At 44.6% G+C, this 20,440-nt stretch carries 20 protein-coding genes; all 20 read right to left on the bottom strand.

Annotation, left to right across the window (positions count from 1 at the left end):
* Positions 1-39: 39 nt before the first annotated feature.
* The 20 genes from rbsB to SPEA_RS02650 all read right to left on the bottom strand — a co-directional run bounded on the left by rbsB (position 40) and on the right by SPEA_RS02650 (position 20,059).
* Entirely contained in the window at positions 40-939 is a 900-nt protein-coding gene (gene rbsB, locus SPEA_RS02745; RefSeq protein ID WP_012153783.1) for a ribose ABC transporter substrate-binding protein RbsB, read from the bottom strand.
* A gap of 86 nt (positions 940-1,025) precedes the next feature.
* Entirely contained in the window at positions 1,026-2,000 is a 975-nt protein-coding gene (rbsC, locus tag SPEA_RS02740) for a ribose ABC transporter permease (RefSeq protein WP_012153782.1), read from the bottom strand.
* A complete protein-coding gene (gene rbsA / locus SPEA_RS02735) occupies positions 1,997-3,502 on the bottom strand; it encodes a ribose ABC transporter ATP-binding protein RbsA (protein WP_012153781.1) in 1,506 nt (501 codons plus the stop codon). Before rbsA ends, rbsC begins: the two co-directional genes overlap by 4 nt.
* Before the next feature lie 18 nt (positions 3,503-3,520).
* On the bottom strand, positions 3,521-3,940 hold the full coding sequence (gene rbsD, locus SPEA_RS02730) for a D-ribose pyranase (protein ID WP_012153780.1): 420 nt from the start codon (positions 3,938-3,940) through the stop codon (positions 3,521-3,523).
* A 488-nt stretch (positions 3,941-4,428) separates the two neighbouring features.
* Positions 4,429-5,712 carry a winged helix-turn-helix domain-containing protein gene (locus SPEA_RS02725; protein ID WP_012153779.1) on the bottom strand — a complete coding sequence of 428 codons (1,284 nt, stop codon included), beginning with the start codon at positions 5,710-5,712 and terminating at the stop codon, positions 4,429-4,431.
* A gap of 265 nt (positions 5,713-5,977) precedes the next feature.
* Positions 5,978-6,802: an ABC transporter permease gene (locus SPEA_RS02720; RefSeq protein WP_012153778.1), complete on the bottom strand. Its 825-nt coding sequence runs from the start codon at positions 6,800-6,802 to the stop codon at positions 5,978-5,980.
* 1 nt (position 6,803) lies between these two features.
* Positions 6,804-7,712 carry an ABC transporter ATP-binding protein gene (locus SPEA_RS02715; RefSeq protein WP_012153777.1) on the bottom strand — a complete coding sequence of 303 codons (909 nt, stop codon included), beginning with the start codon at positions 7,710-7,712 and terminating at the stop codon, positions 6,804-6,806.
* 95 nt (positions 7,713-7,807) lie between these two features.
* The gene (gene nosD, locus SPEA_RS02710) at positions 7,808-9,127 is read right to left on the bottom strand and encodes a nitrous oxide reductase family maturation protein NosD (RefSeq protein ID WP_012153776.1); all 1,320 of its coding nucleotides are present in this window, start codon (positions 9,125-9,127) and stop codon (positions 7,808-7,810) included.
* Between the two features lie 55 nt (positions 9,128-9,182).
* Positions 9,183-9,671: a nitrous oxide reductase accessory protein NosL gene (locus SPEA_RS02705; RefSeq protein WP_012153775.1), complete on the bottom strand. Its 489-nt coding sequence runs from the start codon at positions 9,669-9,671 to the stop codon at positions 9,183-9,185.
* Between the two features lie 172 nt (positions 9,672-9,843).
* On the bottom strand, positions 9,844-10,791 hold the full coding sequence (gene nrfD / locus SPEA_RS02700) for an NrfD/PsrC family molybdoenzyme membrane anchor subunit (protein WP_012153774.1): 948 nt from the start codon (positions 10,789-10,791) through the stop codon (positions 9,844-9,846).
* A 2-nt stretch (positions 10,792-10,793) separates the two neighbouring features.
* On the bottom strand, positions 10,794-11,504 hold the full coding sequence (locus SPEA_RS02695) for a 4Fe-4S dicluster domain-containing protein (protein WP_012153773.1): 711 nt from the start codon (positions 11,502-11,504) through the stop codon (positions 10,794-10,796).
* Positions 11,505-11,566: 62 nt separating this feature from the next.
* A complete protein-coding gene (locus tag SPEA_RS02690; RefSeq protein ID WP_012153772.1) occupies positions 11,567-12,280 on the bottom strand; it encodes a tetratricopeptide repeat protein in 714 nt (237 codons plus the stop codon).
* An 85-nt stretch (positions 12,281-12,365) separates the two neighbouring features.
* Positions 12,366-13,151: an FKBP-type peptidyl-prolyl cis-trans isomerase gene (locus SPEA_RS02685; protein WP_012153771.1), complete on the bottom strand. Its 786-nt coding sequence runs from the start codon at positions 13,149-13,151 to the stop codon at positions 12,366-12,368.
* Positions 13,152-13,210: 59 nt separating this feature from the next.
* Positions 13,211-13,639 (bottom strand): rhodanese-like domain-containing protein, encoded by a 429-nt coding sequence (locus SPEA_RS02680; protein WP_041411245.1) that lies wholly within the window; start codon positions 13,637-13,639, stop codon positions 13,211-13,213.
* 69 nt (positions 13,640-13,708) lie between these two features.
* A complete protein-coding gene (locus SPEA_RS02675; protein ID WP_012153769.1) occupies positions 13,709-15,739 on the bottom strand; it encodes a cytochrome c3 family protein in 2,031 nt (676 codons plus the stop codon).
* Between the two features lie 717 nt (positions 15,740-16,456).
* Positions 16,457-17,170, bottom strand: coding sequence for a glutathione S-transferase family protein (locus tag SPEA_RS02670; RefSeq protein WP_012153768.1), 714 nt, complete (start codon positions 17,168-17,170; stop codon positions 16,457-16,459).
* Between the two features lie 66 nt (positions 17,171-17,236).
* Complete coding sequence (gene sigZ, locus SPEA_RS02665; protein ID WP_012153767.1) at positions 17,237-17,779, bottom strand: RNA polymerase sigma factor SigZ; 543 nt, start codon at positions 17,777-17,779, stop codon at positions 17,237-17,239.
* Between the two features lie 176 nt (positions 17,780-17,955).
* Positions 17,956-18,285, bottom strand: coding sequence for a 2Fe-2S iron-sulfur cluster-binding protein (locus SPEA_RS02660; protein ID WP_012153766.1), 330 nt, complete (start codon positions 18,283-18,285; stop codon positions 17,956-17,958).
* 482 nt (positions 18,286-18,767) lie between these two features.
* The gene (locus tag SPEA_RS02655; protein ID WP_041410790.1) at positions 18,768-18,947 is read right to left on the bottom strand and encodes a hypothetical protein; all 180 of its coding nucleotides are present in this window, start codon (positions 18,945-18,947) and stop codon (positions 18,768-18,770) included.
* Positions 18,948-19,054: 107 nt separating this feature from the next.
* A complete protein-coding gene (locus tag SPEA_RS02650) occupies positions 19,055-20,059 on the bottom strand; it encodes a DMT family transporter (RefSeq protein ID WP_012153765.1) in 1,005 nt (334 codons plus the stop codon).
* Positions 20,060-20,440: the final 381 nt, after the last annotated feature.

The raw sequence follows: 20,440 nt of genomic DNA, 5'->3' as shown, positions 1-20,440 counted from the left end.
AATTGACGTGCATACTAGTTTGACAAATTATCAGTAAGATTACTGTGTTTGAGTAATGATTTTTAACGCAACAGGGATAGATTTTTCAACGACTTGGCCTTTTAAAATTCTATCTGCTGTCATAATCGCCGTCGCACCTAATAGCTCAGGTTGCTGAGCAACCGTTGCCGACAGTTGCTGACGTCTAACCGCCGCAATACCTTCATCGGTGCCATCAAAGCCAATCACCAGAATATCTTTACCCGCCGCCTCAATTGCGCGCAGTGCGCCTAACGCCATCTCATCATTCTGGGCAAATACCGCCTGCACATCGCCATTGGCTGCCAGCATATTTTCCATCACGTTTAAGCCTTTTGAGCGGTCAAAATCCGCAGGCTGGCTAGATAACAACTCAAAGTTATTGGCCGTCACTGCGTTACTAAAACCTTCACCGCGCTCACGGGCGGCCGATGTACCGGCTATGCCCTCAAGCTGAATAACTTTAGCGTTCTTGCCTAGTTGCTGTGCAATAAACTCCCCAGCAAGTTCTCCACCAGCGATATTGTCGGATGCAATATGGCTGACGATATCGCCATGTGCTGCGGTTCTATCTAATGTCAGTACCGGAATGTTGGCACGATTAGCGGTGCGAATCGCATTGGTTACCGCTAATGCATCGGTTGGATTAATCAAAATCGCCTTAACGCCGCGCATGGTGAGATCTTCAACATTTGCCAGCTCTTTGCTGGGATCGTTTTGCGAGTCCAGCGCTATTAGCTTGTAGCCAAGCTCTGCCGCTTTAGCCTCGGCGCCATCTTTCATGGTGACAAAAAACGGGTTGTTCATCGTCGATAGCACGATAGCTATCGCATCTTGCGCGCTGGCGCTGAAAGACGTGCTAACCGACAGCAAGGCTGCAGACAAGAGAACTGACACTTTGTGATGGGCAAGTCGCTTCATGGTAAACCTTTTCAATACAGTAAATGCAAAGGCAGAACTCATATCACTCTAGTTAGAGTGTTAGCTAAGCTCTGCCGATAAAGAGTCTAGGCTTTTTGTTTAGTGTCGATAAGTACCGCAAGCAAGATCACGCTAGCTTTGGCAATCATCTGATAATAAGACGACACATCGAGCAGGTTTAAGGCGTTATTCAAGAAGCCAATAATCAGTGCGCCAATTAAAGTGCCCATGATACGCCCCTTGCCACCCATTAAGCTGGTGCCACCTAACACTACCGCCGCAATCGCATCTAGCTCGTAGCCCATACCAGCTGTTGGCTGCGCCGAAGACAGGCGCGCCGTGACGATAATGCCCGCCAATGCAGCCATAGAGCCACAAATGGCGTAAGCTGCAATCTTAACTTTATCAACCGCAATACCCGATAAACGCGCCGCCGACTCATTACCACCCACAGCGTAAATATAGCGGCCAAAACGGGTATGGTTTAGTAGATACCAGGCACCAGTAAACACCATTGCCATCAACCACACTGGCACAGGAATGCCTAGCACATAGCCGGTACCTAACCAGGTAAAGCTGTCTGCGGTGTCACTAAAGCCTGTCGGTACAGGGCGACCGTTGGTGTACACCATAGTTACGCCGCGAAGCAGCGTCATGGTAACAAGCGTTGCAATAAAGGCCTGCACCTTGCCCTTGGCCACGATAATACCGCTGATAGCACCTAACGCCGCGCCGGCAATTAACGCTACCGGTAGAGCCACAACCACAGGCACATCCATGCCGATGAGGGTCGCCACGATTGCGCCACTTAACGCCAAAACCGAGCCGACGCTTAGGTCGATACCAGCGGTCAGGATAACGATAGTCATACCCACGGCAATAATTGCGTTGATTGAAGTCTGACGCAGAATATTGAGTAAGTTATCGACGGTTAAAAAGTTTGGGCTCAGTAACGACACCACAAAAATAAGACTAAACAAGGCGATGAGAGACTTGTTCTCAATCAACCACGCTTTATTGATGCGCTTATAAAATGGCTGCGCTGTAATTGACTGACTCATGCAATATCCTTGTTGGAAGTTTTACCCACGGCGCAGGCAAGAATCGCTTCTTGATCTGCTTGGCTTGCATCAAATTCGCCACTGATCTGGCCCTGATGCATAACTAAAATACGGTCTGACATACCTAACAGCTCAGGCATATCCGATGACACTAAAATGATGCTCATACCGTCGGCTTTGAATCGATTGATAAGATCGTAGATCTCTTTTTTCGCGCCAACATCTACGCCACGGGTCGGCTCATCTAAAATCAGTACCTGCGGCGCAATCATTAACCCTTTAGCAATCGCTACCTTCTGCTGATTACCACCCGATAAGTTACCAATGCGCGCATCTCGATTTGGGGTCTTGATATTAAACGCGCCAATAAACTGATCGACCTCGGCAATTTCATCTTGATGGCGTAACTGTACGCCACGACTGAGTTTTGATAGCGCACAGATAGACATGTTTTCTTTCACCGACAAGTCCAGCAGTAAGCCGTCACCCTTGCGGTCTTCAGAGATGTAGGCAATGCCTGCAGCTAATGCCTGTTGCGGGCTATTAATCGCGGTAAGCTCACCGTTAAGACTCACTTCACCCTGAGTTTTTGCCGCCGCACCAAAGATGAGCTTCATCAGCTCGGTGCGACCAGCGCCCATCAGGCCTGAGAAACCTAAGATCTCGCCTCGATTGAGCTCAAAGCTGACGTTTTCAACGCCAAGGCCAGATAGATTGTTAACCGCTAAGCGGCAACCTTGGTGGGTGATAGCGATACGTGGATATTGGTCTGCCAGTTTGCGGCCTACCATACGCTCAATCAGCTGATCTTCAGTGATCTCTGCGATAGCAGATTCGTCGATAAAGCCACCGTCACGCAGCACAGTCACCGCGTCACAAATGGTAAAGATCTCTTGCATACGGTGCGAGATATAAACGATGCCGCAGCCTTGGTCGCGCAGTTCGTTAATCACCTTAAACAGCGCTTGCGTCTCTACATCGGTAAGCGCATCGGTCGGCTCATCCATGATGATAACTTTCGAGTCGAACGAGATGGCTTTAGCTATCTCCACCATCTGCTGCTCGCCCAAACTTAGGCTGCCAACAAGTGTTTGCGGAGAGTGTGAAATGCCCAAACGTGTAAGTAATGCCGTCGCCTGAGCGTTGATCTCATCCCATAAGATACGTCCAAACCGCGAGGTTATCTCACGTCCGAGAAAGATGTTTTCGGCTATGGTCAGCTCAGGTAGCAGATTGAGCTCTTGGTGGATAATGCTTATGCCTGCGGCTTGTGAATCGCGGGGGCCGTTGAAAGTTCGGCTTTCACCTTGATAGCGAATGCTGCCAGCATCTAATGAGTAGATCCCGGTTAGCACTTTCATCAGGGTCGACTTACCAGCACCGTTCTCCCCCATCAGCGCCATCACTTGGCCCGGGTAAACATTTAAGCAGGCTTTATCTAGGGCTTTAACCCCAGGGAAAGACTTTTCAATGGCTTGTAACTGCAATATGGCTTGGGTCATAACATGATTCCGCTAAGCTTAAAATACAACACCGGTTTTAAAGATCACATTGGCATAAGGGGTACATTCACCGGTGCGGATCACCGCGCGGCTATGCCCCGTGCGCTGTTTAAACGCTTCATGGCTAATGTATTCAACACTAAATGTTCGGCCAGTTGCTTGCTGCTCAGCCTCAATCTCGGCTAGGAGTGCTTGATGGCACTCAGGGCTAACATCGGCAAACTCTTGCGCTAATACAATGCCTTCGATTTGCGACGTCGCTAGCCAAACTTTTACCGTGGCGATAAAGCTTGGTACGCCATGGGTCAGAGCCAGATCGATGCGCTTAACTTGCGCAGGAATAGGCAAACCGGCATCACAAATAGTCACTTCATCGGTATGCCCCAATGTTGCTGCAAGGTAATTCATATCTGCATTGAGTAAAGCGTGCTTGTTCATCTATAGGCCTAATTAATGTCATGTCTCTGAGCAGAGTGATTTCTCGCGTAAAGCACACTCAGCCGTAAAACAACGATCGAAACGTTTCGATAAGATTTGACGAGAGTAATCGAAACGTTTCGATATTGCATGGTGCAGCAATGAGATCTGTGAAGGATCTAACAAAAATCTATGCGATCGGTCGGGAGTCGTGAATAAAAATGGGGGGATAACAATGTAGAGCTGTGCTCTATAGATCAGTATTAGTGCCAAAAGAAAAGGCAAAAACGAAGGACCTAGATCCTAGGGCGCTTCGCTGCGAGGGCGGGCTACGCCCTGCTAGGAAGAGCAAAAGCCAAAAAACACCGTCTTTGCCGCTTCTTAGCTTTTGCTTTAACCGGCTTTTTCCGTCTTAGCTTTACCGGCCTTTACCCGTCTCAGCTTGTTCCTAGACCCTACTTTTCCTAGGACCTAGTACCTGCTTTTAGACCTAGTACCTGCTTTTAAACTTAAAGCTTCACCTTGTCATACTCATACCAAGCCACAAGGTTACCTAAGATTGGTACGATCCAAACGGCAGTTTCAGAATCTTTATAGATACGATAAAAATACAGGTCGCTATCGATGATCTCGTGCTTACGGATCTCACGATAAAAATGCATTGCCGACGGGCTGACATGTTCAGGATTAATGAGATCTTTTTGAGTGACTTTTACGTGAAACACATCCACATCCAAGTCATTAATTTTTTCGCGATACTGAGTAAAATCACCTTTAATCTTGTACTTTATTGGTGTGGTCTCGCACTCTTCGTCAGTCACGCAAGCTGCTGAATAAAACTTACCTACGTTCTCACCTTTATAGATCAGCGACAAACTGATATCCGAGCGTACCAACATATTCCCTTGCACAGGGTAATACACATCAGCATGATAATGATGCTCAACAAAACCACTGGTACCGGGCTCGTCATGAGGGATAATCACCCGGTTATAGCGAATACGTTTCTCCATCTTATGAGTCAACTCAGTAAAGGTTTGCATATTCAAACCCGCTGGCGTTAAATCAATCGCTGTGATGTTGATTAGGCCTTTACCCAAACACTTATTCTGATCAGCATCAGGGCATACAGCCATCGAATAGTAATTACCATCGGTTAGCGCATAGCCGTTAAACTTGCTCATGCCGTCCAGATGATTAGACTCGGGTGCCAGGTGCTTTTGCCACATTGACGGGTGCAGATGGGCGACATTATCTTTATGGATAAGCTGAACATCTTGCTCAGTGCCACCAATATTTAGAGGTACTTTCTTAGTTGCATCCCAGCTATTCTTTGCTTTTACCACACCGTGATAATCACTAAAATACCACATGGATAGAGCAATTAAGATCAAAATGACTATGCCGCTTAGTTTTACCAACAAAGACACATCAACCAGTGCTGCACGTACAGATTCGGCATCATTAACCGCCAACATTTTAATATGAGAGCGTGTAGATACGTTAAGCTGATAACCACGTCCAGCGATAGTACGCAGCACCACCTCTGGATAAGGTTCTAACTTCTTTCTTAGAGTGCTAACACACTGTGTTAGCGAGGTTGCGGCAACAACACGCTCGGGCCAGCCAGCGGCCAACAAATCTTCTTTAGTGCACACCGAGCTAATGGAAAGGATCAGTTGATGTAAAACTGCCGACTCCGACACCGTCAGCGTAATGGTTTTATTATTCGCATGATCGACTAATTGCTTAGCCTCTTCATCCAACTCCAGATAAGGAGTAACTTTATGCACATTAATCCCCTATGAATCAATTAACTGCAACTCAGTTATTAACGTAAATTAATGTCAGTTTACTAGAATCAAACATTAAAAACGTGATTTCCCCCAGATATCAAATCAGCACTTTGAGATCTAGATGTTATCGCTCACATATCTTACATTTTTATATATGGAAATCCTAAATTTAGCAGCCTCTCGTTAATGCCTTATTTAAAATACCTTTTAAATCAATCTAAAAAGCCTCTGCTTGGTATCTTAATATTGACTATTGGATGTATTACAGAGCTCGATTTTTAAATATCTGACTGGCAAGAATCAATAATCCTGAAACCCAAACCAACATTCCCCCATAAAGAGTAAGCACTCCCCAAGTCGATGAAGAAAGCATTCCTAGACTGCCTGAGTCGCTAGCAATAAGATTAATTGCTCGATAGAGATCCGTTGGGTTCAGTGCGATTAGAATATTGATAATATACTGATTTATAAAGCTGAGATCCGCTACCAATATCGTCAGTAAGATCAAATCGTAAATCAATACAAATAGGAACCAAACAAATAAAATACTGCCCACGGCCTTAGCTTTTTCAGAGGACGTTAAACTGACGATATAGCCCAATAAAATAAAGGTAATGGCTAACAAAATACTGCTAAATATAAATTGCGAGAATAGACTGAAGGTGGCCTGAACATTATCCCCATCACCAAACAGCATGAGTAACAACCCCGTTATCCCAAAGGCAAAACATATCGTGCTGCCCAGAATCAAGCTATGCCCTAGTAATTTGCCCATTAAGATCTGCAATCGACTGATAGGGTACGACAGCAGCAACAGTAGCGTACCAGACTCATCTTCCCCGACAAAGGCATCGTAGCTCACTAGCATGGCCGCTAAGGGGATGATAAAGACCGAGACTGTAGACAGACTCGACATCAAGATGTCGAGCTCGGGGATGGCGAGGTGTCCGGCTACGGCGCTACCAGCAAAAGTGACACTCAATGCCAGAATCAAAAATATCATTGAGATAAAAATAACCCAGCGATTGCGCAGACTATCTTTGATCTCTTTTTGGGCAATAACCATTACCACAGATTGAGACATCATATTAACTCACCACTTCAAGTTGCGCGCATTGACCCATGTAAAAATGATAGATCTCAGCCAGAGCAGGCTCTTTAAGACTGAAATCAAAAGCTTGGCACTCAGACATTAATAGCTGTAACATCTCTGACTTAGACTCTATATCCAATTGCAAAGCATCATCGGCGTAATATGCTGCCAGCCTCGGCTGCTGCGCTACCCAGGTCGCTAAGTTTGGTGCTGTCAGCCGAGTTTTTAGGCCGCTATTTTTCCTAAGCTCGCTCAGGCTCCCCTTAGCTAGACTCTCCCCCTTAGCCAAAATTAGCGCGATATCGATGTTATTCTCAATAAGCGACAACTCATGGGTACATACAATCACGCCACAGCCCTGCAGCTTAAGCTCGGCAATTTTGCCATAGAGGAACTGCGATGCCACAGGATCTAGACCTACCGTGGGCTCATCGAGTAGTAATAACTCAGGCTCAGATAAAATCGCCTGCGCAAAGCCAAGGCGTTGCTTCATTCCTTTGGAATAAGTTTTCAGCACTCGGTCTTGAGCATATTCCAGACCAAACTCTTCAATCAGTTGACTGACTCTGGCTTTGCTCACCCCTTTGAGCGCCGCAAAGTAACTTAAAATCTCTTTACCCGTAAGCTTGTCGTAGAAACTGACATTCTCCGGCAGGTAACCTATTTTTAGGTCGGCTCGCTGGCCAGAATGCTGCAGCTGCTGCCCGAGAACGATGACCTCCCCGTCACTGGGTTTAAGTAAGCCCAGTAAAATCTTAATTAGGGTCGATTTGCCTGCGCCATTATGACCAAGCAGCGCCATAGTCTGACCGCGCTGAACTTCGAAACTAACATCATTAAGTGCAAGAAAGTCGGCAAACTGATGCCGTATATGGCTGGCCGATACCGCTAAACTTGAATTCATTGACTCTCCGAACAATTAACATTCAACACTCAATAATTAGCAATTAGTTATTAGTTATTAGTATTGGCAACCCTGATGGGCTACGAAAAATGGGCTTAATCAGCAAAAGCAGGATTAACATTCAGCAATGGAAAACTATCGACTATGCCACTAGGCTCTGTCACTTCAAACTGGCGCTGCACCCAGCGTAGTACCACTACAATCGGGCTATCCATCAAGAAGTTAGCTTCTGGATAGAGCCAAAATAACTTATCGATATTATCATTAGGGCGGTAAGCCGTATTGCCTATACCATCAGAGTTGTGATCCCAACCAAGATAACCACTCCAGTGGTTACCTCGGCCTTGATGACTCCACTCGAGCTGCGCGTCACCGACATATTTCACCTGACTGTAGTTATCGATAAACTGGTTCTCATAGACTCGGTTGCCCTCACCGCCCATCGCCATATACAGGCCAATATCACAGTGAGCGAAATGATTTTTAACAATGGTGTTGTCACGGGCGCCGTAGACAAAAATGCCCTTGCCCTCCTGGCCCTGTACTTTATTTTCGCTACGGTTAACTATCTGTTCGACGCGATTGGACTCCACCAGCGAGTCTTTAGTCATATTGAGTAAGATGCCAAAATCGATCGCATCCCATACCTGATTACGGTGCAGATAAATACGCTTTGAATCCATCAAGGCATAGCCACCATCGACCCGATAACTCTGGTTATTGAAGGCTTCGTCATCTGCCGTATACATGTAATGAATGCCGTACTGCTGGTCGAACAGGTGGTTATCGTAAACTTTGCTTTGGCTACTCGACTCCAAATACACCCCGTCACGAACTCCAGAGATAGTATTGCCCCTGATCTGTGAGCCAATTACGTCTTGCAGATGAATACCATCACCACGATCCAAGGTGTACAGAGTGATGTTACCCACGATAACGTTATCATTGATCTGGATATTATTGAGTTCATCGGCGCGAATACCGAAGCCGTCCCCACGTAAGTGATTGTTGTGGATCTTAACGTTATCACTGCCCGGCTCGACCAATATCCCAGCATCACGCTCATAATGATCATTACCCCAGTTTTCAATGCTGAGTCCGGAGATCTCCACATTTTCAGCAAACACCTGAATAGCACTACCTACGCCACTGGCTTCGATGATGCTAGTTCCTAGACTGGTTAACGTTATGGATTGATGGATTTGCACAGGCCCTTGATAGCGCCCCGATTCAAGAATGATCCGATCACCCGCTTGAGCTTGAGTCAGTGCGAGTTTGAGTTCTTGAGTATTAGATACAGAAAGGTTTGTGGCGTAGCTGCTGATACAATAGCCGAAGCCCGCCGTTAGTATAATGAGGCGAACCATGGCAGAACAGCGGTTCAGCCCTAGCAAACTTAACAGTGATATATTCATCACTTAATACCACCTCGCAAAGCCACTAATGTGAAAAGACACACCATCTTACTTTTTACTCACCCGCTAACAGTCCAATGGTGATCTGCTCATAGGTAAGCACCGCACCGCCAAATTCAGTGGCAAACTGTGTAGCCCCTTCTTTGGACGCAAATGAAGCGACAGCTGGCCCCATCACCGCCTTTCTACTGGTGCCATAGACATACCAGGCAGACTCGGCATCGACAAAGGCACTATCGTCAGGGCTTTCCCAATCAGTCACCGACATATCATGTACTTTTAAGTGGGTGATCTGACGCTTATTCTCTGGCTGTAGCGCAAAATTAAACATATCTCTTGTCGAGCAGAACTTGGGCACTATGGTTTCACCTTTCAGCCTCAACTGCGCTTTAGGACCTGGGTACTTAGTAATCATCATGCCACACAGGTGGCAACGATCATGCTCATGAATCGCCTCGGCTTGTGTCGGCTGCGAAGCAGTGTCTCCTTGGCTACAGGCAAACATAAAGGGGACCAATAACAGAATGAGCAGCAGTTTTTTCATAGTGGATCCAACTTGGATTATCGAAGATGAGCACTCACAACCTTGCTTTTATTACAATGTGGCAAGACGTGAGCTTAGTTGTTCAGCGTGGAGTTCGACTCCTAATACGTACCTTGCAGGGACGGCGTATTAGGAGCGAACAACTCACCAACTTTACTAACTTGCCTCAGGGCTAGATAGCAAAGATTTGGCCTGCATATAAGATAAACATACGCAGACACATCATGCCGGTTATAGCACACACACCCGATAGGTAGAACGCCTTAGCAGAATGGCTAAATGCCTTACCTGTAGCGAAGTTAAGCAGTAATGGACCACCAAAACCTAGACCCACTACACCAAACCAGAACACTGCAGCCCACTGACCAGTATGGAACGCTTCAAACGCACTCTGTGCTCCAGCGTTACCCGTCATTAAAGATGTCACAATCATGAAGATGAATAGTATTTCAGCGAACATGATTGGCCACTCTGCACCGTGCAGTAGTTTCATATCTTGGCTATGTAAGTCTTCTTTAAACATCGATACCGCAAGCATTTTTGCAGCAGCAGCACCCGCAGACATACCTGATGCAATAAATAACGCAGGCAGTACAGAGGTATTGATGATAGGAAAACGAATCAACGCCGAAATAAGGAAACCGGTGTAAGCACACACAGCTAAAGCAAGTACTAGTACAGCGATTTCACATGGGCGACGAATACCTTGTAGCTTTTCAATCACAGGTACTAACACTTTAAGCGCAGGTACCGAACGGATCTCTTCTTCAAAGGCATATAAGCAAATTAGTGCGACTAACGGAATATACACAGACAGTGCGATAACACCGATAGACATCACTGAATTAAGGTTGTAGTAAACCAGAATTCGCCAGAAGAACAGCGGATTGGTCAAGTCTAATACCAGACATAACATACCTAAGCTGATGGTCACAAATGCGATCAATGCAGCCGCTTTATAAAATGGCGTATTCGTTGTCTGCTTCTTGTAGAAACGTATGAATAACGCAGTGGCTAGCGCACCACCGGAGATCCCCGCAAAGAACAAGTACACAGCAATTGGCCAAGGCCAAGCAAGGCCTTGAGACAAGCCCATTGTAAACTCAATATTGCCGTCCATATCTATACTCCTAGCTTCACAATAGGTATGTAACGTAAGCTTGGCTCAGTACCAAACCCTGGCTTAATACGCACAGAGTCTTTAACTCGCAATAACTTACTGATATAGGATGTCGGATCGTTAATATCACCAAAAATCAGTGCATCATAACGGCATTTCTGCACACAAGCTGGTAACTCACCAATGGCAAGCTTGCTGTTTAAGCAGAAATCACAGTTGTCGGCGACATCGGTCTCTTTATTAATAAAACGCGCATCGTATGGACAAGCCGCAATACAGTACTTACAACCGGCACATTTAGCCGCATCCATAGTAACAATGCCAGTTTTCTCATCTCGGTGTGCCGCGCCTGTAGGACAAACGGTAACACAAGGAGCATTCTTACATTGTTGGCATGACACGCGGACAAACTTACGCTCACAGCCACATTCCGTTGTTTTGCCACAGTGTGGACAAGGCTGACCTTCTAGCCCGCCTGAGTGCTGCTCCATCAGCAGTCTCGACTTACCTTCAGGAAGGTTGTTAGCTAGATTACAGGCCTCTTTACAGTCGCCACAGCCGGTACATTTATTTTGATCAAACACCATCGCATAATGGGGCTTGTTTGCATCTGACTCTCCCTCTTTGACAGAGCTACACCCTAAGGGCGCTATTATCAAAGAGCTGGCTCCTAAGCATTTAAGGAACCTCCGTCTCTCTATATTTTCACTCACAGCATCCTCCAGCTATCAGCTATTTTGCTGATATATTTATACTTATTAGGTTTTACGTGACTTTACTCAGATGCAGCCACTGAACGATTAGCTATTTTTTGCTCGGCTCTTAAAATTGCATTATTAATTGCAGCTCGGTTAACGTTTGGCTGTTTGCTTTCGAGTAGTTTCTGCCATTGCTCGATGGCCTTTTCAAACTCGCCGCTAAGGTAAGCGTGGGTAGCAAGTAATAAACGAGATTGCGGTTCGTATTCGTCGAGTGCTAAGGCTCTGGCGATAACTAAGTCAATGTCTAAACTCATCTCTCTGTTGTCGCGGTAATACATGGCATTAGCTTTCATGCCAATAATGTTGGCATCATCGCCCGTGAGCTTGAGTAAGGTATCGAAGGTTTGAACCGATTCGCTATACAGGCCGCCATCCACATAGGATTGAGCCAAATTTAATAATGCAATTTCATTATTAGGTTGTTCATTGACTTTTTTTGCATTTCTATTGATTTCTGCGGTGATCAGGTAATCAATATTTGTGTCGACTACTCCTTTATTCCAACCATTGAAATGGCCTAATTGTACGTAAATTAATAGTGTCGTTGTAAAGAGCACTACAGATAGCACCGTAGGTACCTTAATGTTGACAGAGTGCTCATCAATTCCATCATCGAAAGGCTTAACTATCAGGGTTACACCATGCTTTTGACTAGAGTGATGATGACGCCAAATTAGGGTGATAACTGCACATAAGGTGACAGCAATGCCGATAGCTAAACTATTCATAGTGACTCTCTACAAACGAAACTTACTAAAACAACAACTTAAAACTTAATAAACACTAGCTAAATTAATTTGCTAGCAGCAGCGATTAGTGACCGCCGCCCATCATACCGCCCATGCCCATACCACTAAGGCCCATGCCGTGTGAGTTTTGGCCAGGAGCTTCAACTTTAACTAGCTCAACTTCAAAAACTAGAGTAGAGCTTGGCGGAATAATACCGACTTGCTTTTCGCCGTAGGCCAGCGCTGCAGGAATGGCAAACTTGTAAGTTGAACCTTCTTTCATCAACGGAATGCCTTCTTGCCAGCCTTCAATCACGCTCATTAATGCAAAGCGATTTGGCTCATTGCGCTTGTGTGAGTCATCAAACTCTGTGCCGTCGATAAGGAAACCTTTATAGTGCACAGTTACCACATCTTGTGGGTTTGGCTTACGGCCTTTCCCTTCGCTAATCACTTCATACTGCAGACCAGACTCGGTGACCATAACGCCATCTTTCTTTTCGTTTTCTGCTAAATACTTATTACCCGCTGTAAGGTTTGCTAAGGCAATTTTGGCCTCTGCAGCTTCGCGAGCTGTATTTAACTGCTCTGCACGCTGATTTAAATAGGTGAGAATTTCTTCATCTGAAAACTGTGAGTTATTTTTAAGAGCATCCACCACACCTTCAATGACAAGGTCTACATCGACTTCAGCACCCAACTCAGTTTGGCTATAAATTTGGCCCGAGATGTATTTACCTAAAGAAGCACCGATACTGTAAGACTCTTTTTGCACATCAGAAGTCAGCTCGGTTGCGGCCATTGAGTTGGCTGACATAAATAGAGTGAAACTTGTCACAACAGCTAGGGTAGTTTTTGTAAATATTTTCATAATGGTTATCTCTTTGAATAAATTAGTTTTACGTAATTTTTATACCCAACATCCAGCTGTTATGGTCTTTCCGTTACACGGTTTGCCAAGCGCCATCCGTAAATACCATCAGGCATTTGTTTGACGTTGGTATAACCCATTTTCATCACCGAATGAGCCGCGACTTCACTGGCGTTACACAAACGGTTGGCGCAATAGAACACCATCAGCGCATCTTTGTTCGCCGGCAGTAACTTCTTCCAATCTTTAACGTTGAAGTAAATCGCACCTGGAATGTAACCTTCAGCCCATAGCTCCAGCGTATTCACATCAAAGAAGTAGACGCCTTCCTTACCCACTAAAGTCCCAGCTTCCATCATGCTGATAGTGTTAAGTTGGTGCTCATAACGATGAGCAGGTCCCATATCTGAACCACTACCAGCCAAACAGCTGGCAGAGCTTGCGAGTAAGGAAAGAGTTACTAAGATTTGACCAAGTGCTTTTTTCATCATTTTTCTCTCTATTGCCTCGGCAGTCATTGCACTGCAATGGCGGCCGAGGCGATTAAGTTAGGCGGCTTACTTAGCTGCGTAACCTGTTCCATCTAGAATGTTTTGCGCTTGCGTAACATACGTTAGTGCAGCATCTAGACGCTTCTGGCTGTAACGGAAGCCATGAACCCCCCAAGAACCATCTTTCTTGATTAGATCAACAGTCTCTTGCGCTTTCTCAGCTAGCATTAGTACTTGAGTCTTGTCTTCAGTAGACAACTTAGTCACTTCTAATAGCTGGTCGATGCGTACAAGTGCTTGCTCAACCTTTGTGAAGACTTCCTTAACAGGCGTTTGCATCTTCTGAACTTCACCGTAGATCTCTAACTGATCTTCGTAATGTAGGCCTTTTTCTAGTTCAGACTGGAACTGGCTGTGACAACCTTTGTTCTCAACCACATCGTGGTCAGAGATAGAGGTACGAGCACAAGACCACATCAAGTCTAAGTAGTTGCGACCTTCTTCGTTCTTAGCCACTGTCCAACCTTTAACACCGCTTGGGCCACCGGCACGAGACTCACCTTCAGGTGGGTTCAACGTCTTCAGAGTAGGGTCGACTTCAATCTTCCACATATGAGACTTACGTACTGCGTCGAAGCCTGCTTGGTCAGGGAACTGCAATGCCTTGAAGTTTTCACAGCTACCCATGTTAGGCATGTGACAGCTTTGACATGTTTGCTGGTTGTGAGTATCTGAATTTTCAGCAATCAACGTTTGTGCTTCGTGACAATCTTTACAGTCTTTCTTCAGCTTTGGTGTAGTGAAACCAGACTGCCAAGAACCATCCGTCACTTCGTGTGGATCGTGACATGTAGTACAACGCATGCCCTTCTCGTAGTGCACAGAGTTATACATCTGTGAACCTTCAGTACCACATGATGGACATAGAGACTTCATCTTCACACCAAAGGCGTATTCACCCTTCTCTTGTGCTTCAGGAGTATCCATTAACGTTGGGTCATACTGGAAACGCTGGTGACAACGTTCACAGTTAGACTGCATGCCGCCAGTACCACCATCTAAGTGACCACCTGCGCCATGACACTCTTCACAAGCGATACCACGAGAGATAGTGTGCTCTTGAAGCTTCTTAGGATCGCCTAAGGCATCGAAGAACTCTTGCTTGCTTTGGAAGTCAAACTTGAACGTATGACAAACTTCACAGTAAGAACTTGCTGGTTGGAACAACATCTCTTTTTCATACTTAGCACCATAAGAGCTCATGCCTTGCTGGTGCGAACCTGAACCACCAAAACCTTCAAGGGTAATTGGGAAATCAGGGATAACATCGTTAATTTTCTTAGACATCTCAGGGGTTAGCCATTCAGCCCAACCACGAGAGAACTGGTTTGCACCAGCAACCATTTTACCAGTGCCGTCGCGTAATAAACCGTCTCTGATATGGTAAGTACCACGCACGAGCCATGCATCGATGAAACCGTATTTAGTACGAGGCGTACCAACAGTTGCATAGATCATGTCTGGGGTAATACCGTCGGGTAAGATTGAGGTATCTTTGGTGTTGTACATGGTTTTTTCAATATCGTTATCCACTTCTGGGTGTTCGCCAGGGAAACGAATTGTTTTAGCATGACGCGAGCGCTGCCATTTCTCGTATTGAGTCGCATGACATTCGGCACACTTCTCAGGACCAACGAAATTGTTTGGATAATCTAGAATTGATTTGGCACCTAAACGATATTGTACCGCTCGTGGCTTACCAACACTTTTACTATATGCAGGGCTATGGCCCGTATCTAAATACTCTTCACCACGGTCACTGATATGGTAATCACCAATCAAGTTACCCGATTGTTGATATTTAAACATTGGGTGATTTTCGAATAGGTAATCAAATAACTCATCTTCTTGAACAATATAGTCTTGCAGCGTTTTCACGCCGTTTATCTGTTGCGTTCCTTGATAATTAGCTATCGACTCTTTAGCAGTTTTACCCATCTGAGGGATACTGTCGTATTTTCCAGCAGCGTTCGCATTGGCAATGGCACCAAAACAAAACAGCACGCTTAATGCTACCTTGTGTTTCCACCGTCTCATCATTCACTCCTACTTATCATTATTTTATTTTTACTGTTTATTGCAGGCTTTTTTTTTAAGCCCACATTTTTGAAACTAACCGTTCACCGATTGAGCTAAACAACTGAGCAAGGGCTATTTTCCACATAAAAAACAGTAAAAACCTGCGCTACAGCACAGTTAAAAATCCATTAGAAGCAATTAGATATAAAAACGATATTTACATAAGAAAACAACGAGTTAAATAGTTATCAAGAGATCTTTTTAGATATAAAAATCACAACTTTACGTTTTTTAAATCGCAAAAAAGTTACAAAAGAACGATGAAAAACCAAACGAGAGCAGTTAGCGTAATCGCGCAAACTCAGCAGAGATAAGGGCTTGCTCATTTACAAACATAAGGAGCTAGGTGTAAGCCGATACGTTACAACAAAATAGTAAATAACGAGCTGGCCTAATGACCAATAGGCGGCTAAAGACCTTTTAACGGTGTTTAAGGGACTGCTCCTAGGGATGGTTTGGCTAGATATAGCCTAGAAGAAATGAGTATTGAGACAGTACCAGAGTGCAATGAAAGATAAGGTTAGACTAGACTAAAAACGACCTTTCCTTGTTCCCTTATGTCGTCATAGCCTAACAGTAGCGGATAGAAGATAACGGTACAGTCAGCGTCAATACCCAAGCTATGGGGCCAAATTTTGGTCCCATAGCCTTCTCAGCCTTTCTTAATAAGTGAGATTAAGCACAACAAGAAGTCGATGAAGTATTGCAGCTCTGGTTGTTGCGTTTGTTTCCGCTACCAAGATATGTCTTATCACTTAGGTAGAAATTAACAAAACGCGCTTCAAAACTGTCATGAACCGTTTTCTCAGCAAGGCCTGTCGCCATGATATTATCGGCCCATGTCTGAAGCAGAGGAAAGTTTTCAAATAATCTCATTCCAGTGTGCTTTTGCACTAATGCCGCCCGGTGAAACAAAGGCAGCCAAGCAATATCGATGTTACCTATCACGTTGGCACAGAAATATTGGCTATCGGTGTGGTCTTTAAGAAAAGACTCAACCTTGGCAAACTGATTTTGCAGGTATTCTTGTCGCTCCTCAAAGACTTGCTGAGTAGGACTTTGCATATGACTACATTGTTTAAGATAAAGTTTGCTTGCTTGATACACCCAGGCTCTCTGTCTTGCACGGCAAGCAGATTTATTAACTTCAGGTCTTAGCAAAGGATATTCATCATCTAGGTATTCAGCGATCGCATCTGACTCTGACAGTGCAATGTTATCTTCTGTGATCAGAACAGGAACTTGACCGTTAGGTGCAATATCGAGAAACCATTGTGGCTTATCCTTAAGGCTAATGTATTCAATTTGATAAGACACTCCCTTAGCCTCGAGTAGACCAGTAATGCGTTGCACGAATGGACATATGACATAACTTACTATTTTCAACATTTTTAAACCTATATCGTTAATGAATTTACCTATAAGACGATGCAGGCATAGAAAGGACGAAGTTATTTAGCATTTTTTGCATGACGCAGATTTTTGTTCAAAGTCGATAAGGTTACCCTGTGGATCTAAACTGTAATGACAACACCCCTCAAACAGCCCCCTTAGTGTTGCTCGGCTCTTTTGCACTTTAGATTTAAGGGTGGTGTAGTTGATCCCTTTCTCCTGCGCGTATGCCTTTTGAGACTTCCCCTCTAAGTCGATAGCACGCAGTAACGATGCCATATCATCAGGCAGCGCCGTTAGAAACGGTTCGATACAGGGGATTAGCTCTGCCTTAATATCTTGCTGCTTCTCTTGATACCATAACTCTTCTGGATCTAACTCTTTAAGACGCGCTTTTTTTCTATAAAAATCAATAGTGGTTCGATTGGCGATCTGAAACAACCAGGCTTGAATACTCTCCCCTTTTTGCAGACTATCAAGGCCAGTGTGGGTTTTAATTAATATCTCCTGCAGTAAATCTTCAACATCAGCAGCATTGGACACTTTGGAGTGTAAGAATGCTTCCAATTGACGTCGATAAGCAGACCAAATATTTTCAAGTTTCATTAGCACCTCTGAAAAATAGTGAACAACAATATAACTATAACCATCTGCATCAGAGCATAAAGGCTAAAATGTCACTCTATTAACCTTCAGCCGTTGTTGTAGCGCTATAGCCCTACAAGAACAAGCATTACACCTTAAGATGATTGTTACGCGCGAGCCTTAGCAGCTCACTAGCATTAACCTGAACACTGGCACGCAGCTGCCGCCCCGGTTCGCACCTGAGTCCTATACGCCTTTAACGAGGCCTTGCGAATACTATCTAACTCTCTAGTGCGTACGGTGACGTTCATGTTCGCTAGCGGTTTTGTTGTGCAGGCGTAAGCTTTCTTTCCGTCTACCTCGACTAAACAGGCTTTGCAGCAACCATTTTTACGCTTACTTTTAAGGCAAGGAGCTGGAATATTGATCTTCAGCTTAGCTGCCACTTCTACTAAATTAGCATCTTGTGGGCTTATCAGGATCCGCTGTCCATCGACAGTCATTGAAACAAGAGAGAATAGTTGCATATTAAGTTTCTACGGCTCGGCAAAGAGCCTGTTAATGGCTTTGCTAAGTAAGACGAATACTGCGAGAAAAAGACGAAATCAATCAGGTGTTTTTTCAAAAATAATCAAAGACGACATCTTGCTGCTAACGAAGGAAATGAATTGAAGCGCTGCTACACGGTTAACCGAAGCCCTTGATCACTACTACTTCGAAGAAAGGGCTTAATTTTCTCACTTCGCAAAGTTGAACAATCATCGGGCCATGGCAAAACATCGAGTAAGTCAATAAACTCGTCAGTTTGAGTAAATAACATTCAATTGGAGTGTTACTCCAAGATTAATGATTCATATCAATATTCTATAAGCCGCTTCTATCATGCTACGGCAAATAAAAGCTATTTTTTTACACTCATACGCTCAGCGCCTACTGTCACTGATGGTACGTAGCGCTAACATGATCCGGTGGGGATCAACTTGCAGCACAACTCCCCAATTAAATTGACTCAAACATGTTCCAATAATGGAATACAACTTAACGTGACCTTATGCCCTTTGCCTGGACTGAGTAAATAATTAGCTGGCATAACATGTGTGCCTCGACTGACAATAATCAGCTGTTTCAATATATCAAACTTAAAAGGCTCACTCGCATCAACCTTGCCCGCTATTAGCATCTCATCCATTAAATTAACCCGTAACGCATTCTTAATCAGAGCCTTTACCAATAAAAAATCCCCCGTGGTGGTGAGCCTGCGGGGGATTGAGGGTGATAATAGGTTGGAGTTTAGCGTTAGGCTTTTTGCGTCTTCAATGTCTGCGAATCTTTATCAATGTCACTGCCAACTTCAGCTTTAGCTTCCGGCTTTGTCTCGCATTTAGTGAACATGTACAGAGCAACCACAATCAGAGATACGATAATCGTTTTGCTCAGTTCCATCTGCTCGCCCAGTGTCAGTACCGCTACCACGTAACCGACGAGTGGCATTAGGTTTAGTGCCATAGTGGCTTTTTCAACACCGATACGTTTGAAAGAGTACAACTGAATTAAGTAGCTACCACCAGAGATACCAGTGCCTAAGAAAATCAGCAGGCCAAGTAATAGCGGGCTATCAAGGATGATGAAGATTTGGCTTAAGTCTAGACCCATTGCCATCACCACAAAGAAACCTGTTACTGCAACAGAGATATACTGATACAGCATAGACACAACAGAACCATATTTGTCTGCCAAGCTAGCACGTAGGTGCGCTGTCCATGCAAGTGACAACATAGAGCAAGTTACAAAGACATAACCTAATAATGGTGTGCCGCCTTCGATGCTGTTAGTTGGGCCCACACTCATGGCGTAGATACATAAAGCCGAAGCGATAAAAGCCCCCCACTGCATTTTGTTCATGCGGAAATTCATAAACAGCATGCCGAAGAATACGGTAGCAAATGGCTGCATGCCTTGAATCACGCCGTTTTCAGTTGCACCTATGTGCGACAGAGACAGAAAGTTAAACAGTGAGAAGGCACCTTGGCCAATAATGCCGCAAAGAGCAATTTTGACGATATCTTTCTTATCGATTTTCAGTGATCCACCAAGATCTTTGCTTAGGCTTTTACTGCGAGAGGTAAAGAAGAAAATAATTGATAAGCCAATCACTGCAGTGACGTAGCGGAAAAATACTAATGTCATAGGATCCACAGCCATAGATAATGGCTTAGACACTACCCCCGTTACGCCCCAGATCACGGCAACTGCAATAGCAGCAGTCCAGCCTAAAACCACATCTTTGTTGGTGATATTCATTTAATTTTACCTTTAGTGTCCTTGCCTGTGCCGATTGCAACAGCTCAGGAATCAGGAGCGGTGAATCTGTCGCGAGCCTTCCAATCTTGTTCACTAGCGTTATTTTTCTATTGCTGAACAGCAGGAAGAAAACAGATTTCAGTTAAGTTTTGTTTACTTCGCCGAGCATTTTACCGATTGCTAAGTTAAAAAATGTGACCTAAGCCCAACAGTGGATTTTATTGATCTAAACAAGCCAAGATTAGATAAGAACTGCTGCAACGCTCTAAATTACAAGTGATTACGTGACGAATAACTCACTCCGCGTTAATAATGATAGCTATTTAATAGCGTCAAAATTATCAAAATCAACTTTAAGGGTTACTAAAGTAATATAGAGCT

The sequence above is a fragment of the Shewanella pealeana ATCC 700345 genome (assembly GCF_000018285.1).
GTDB classification, from domain to species: domain Bacteria; phylum Pseudomonadota; class Gammaproteobacteria; order Enterobacterales; family Shewanellaceae; genus Shewanella; species Shewanella pealeana.
Note: the sequence above shows the minus strand (reverse complement) of the source record. Positions and strands in the feature narration are given on the sequence as shown.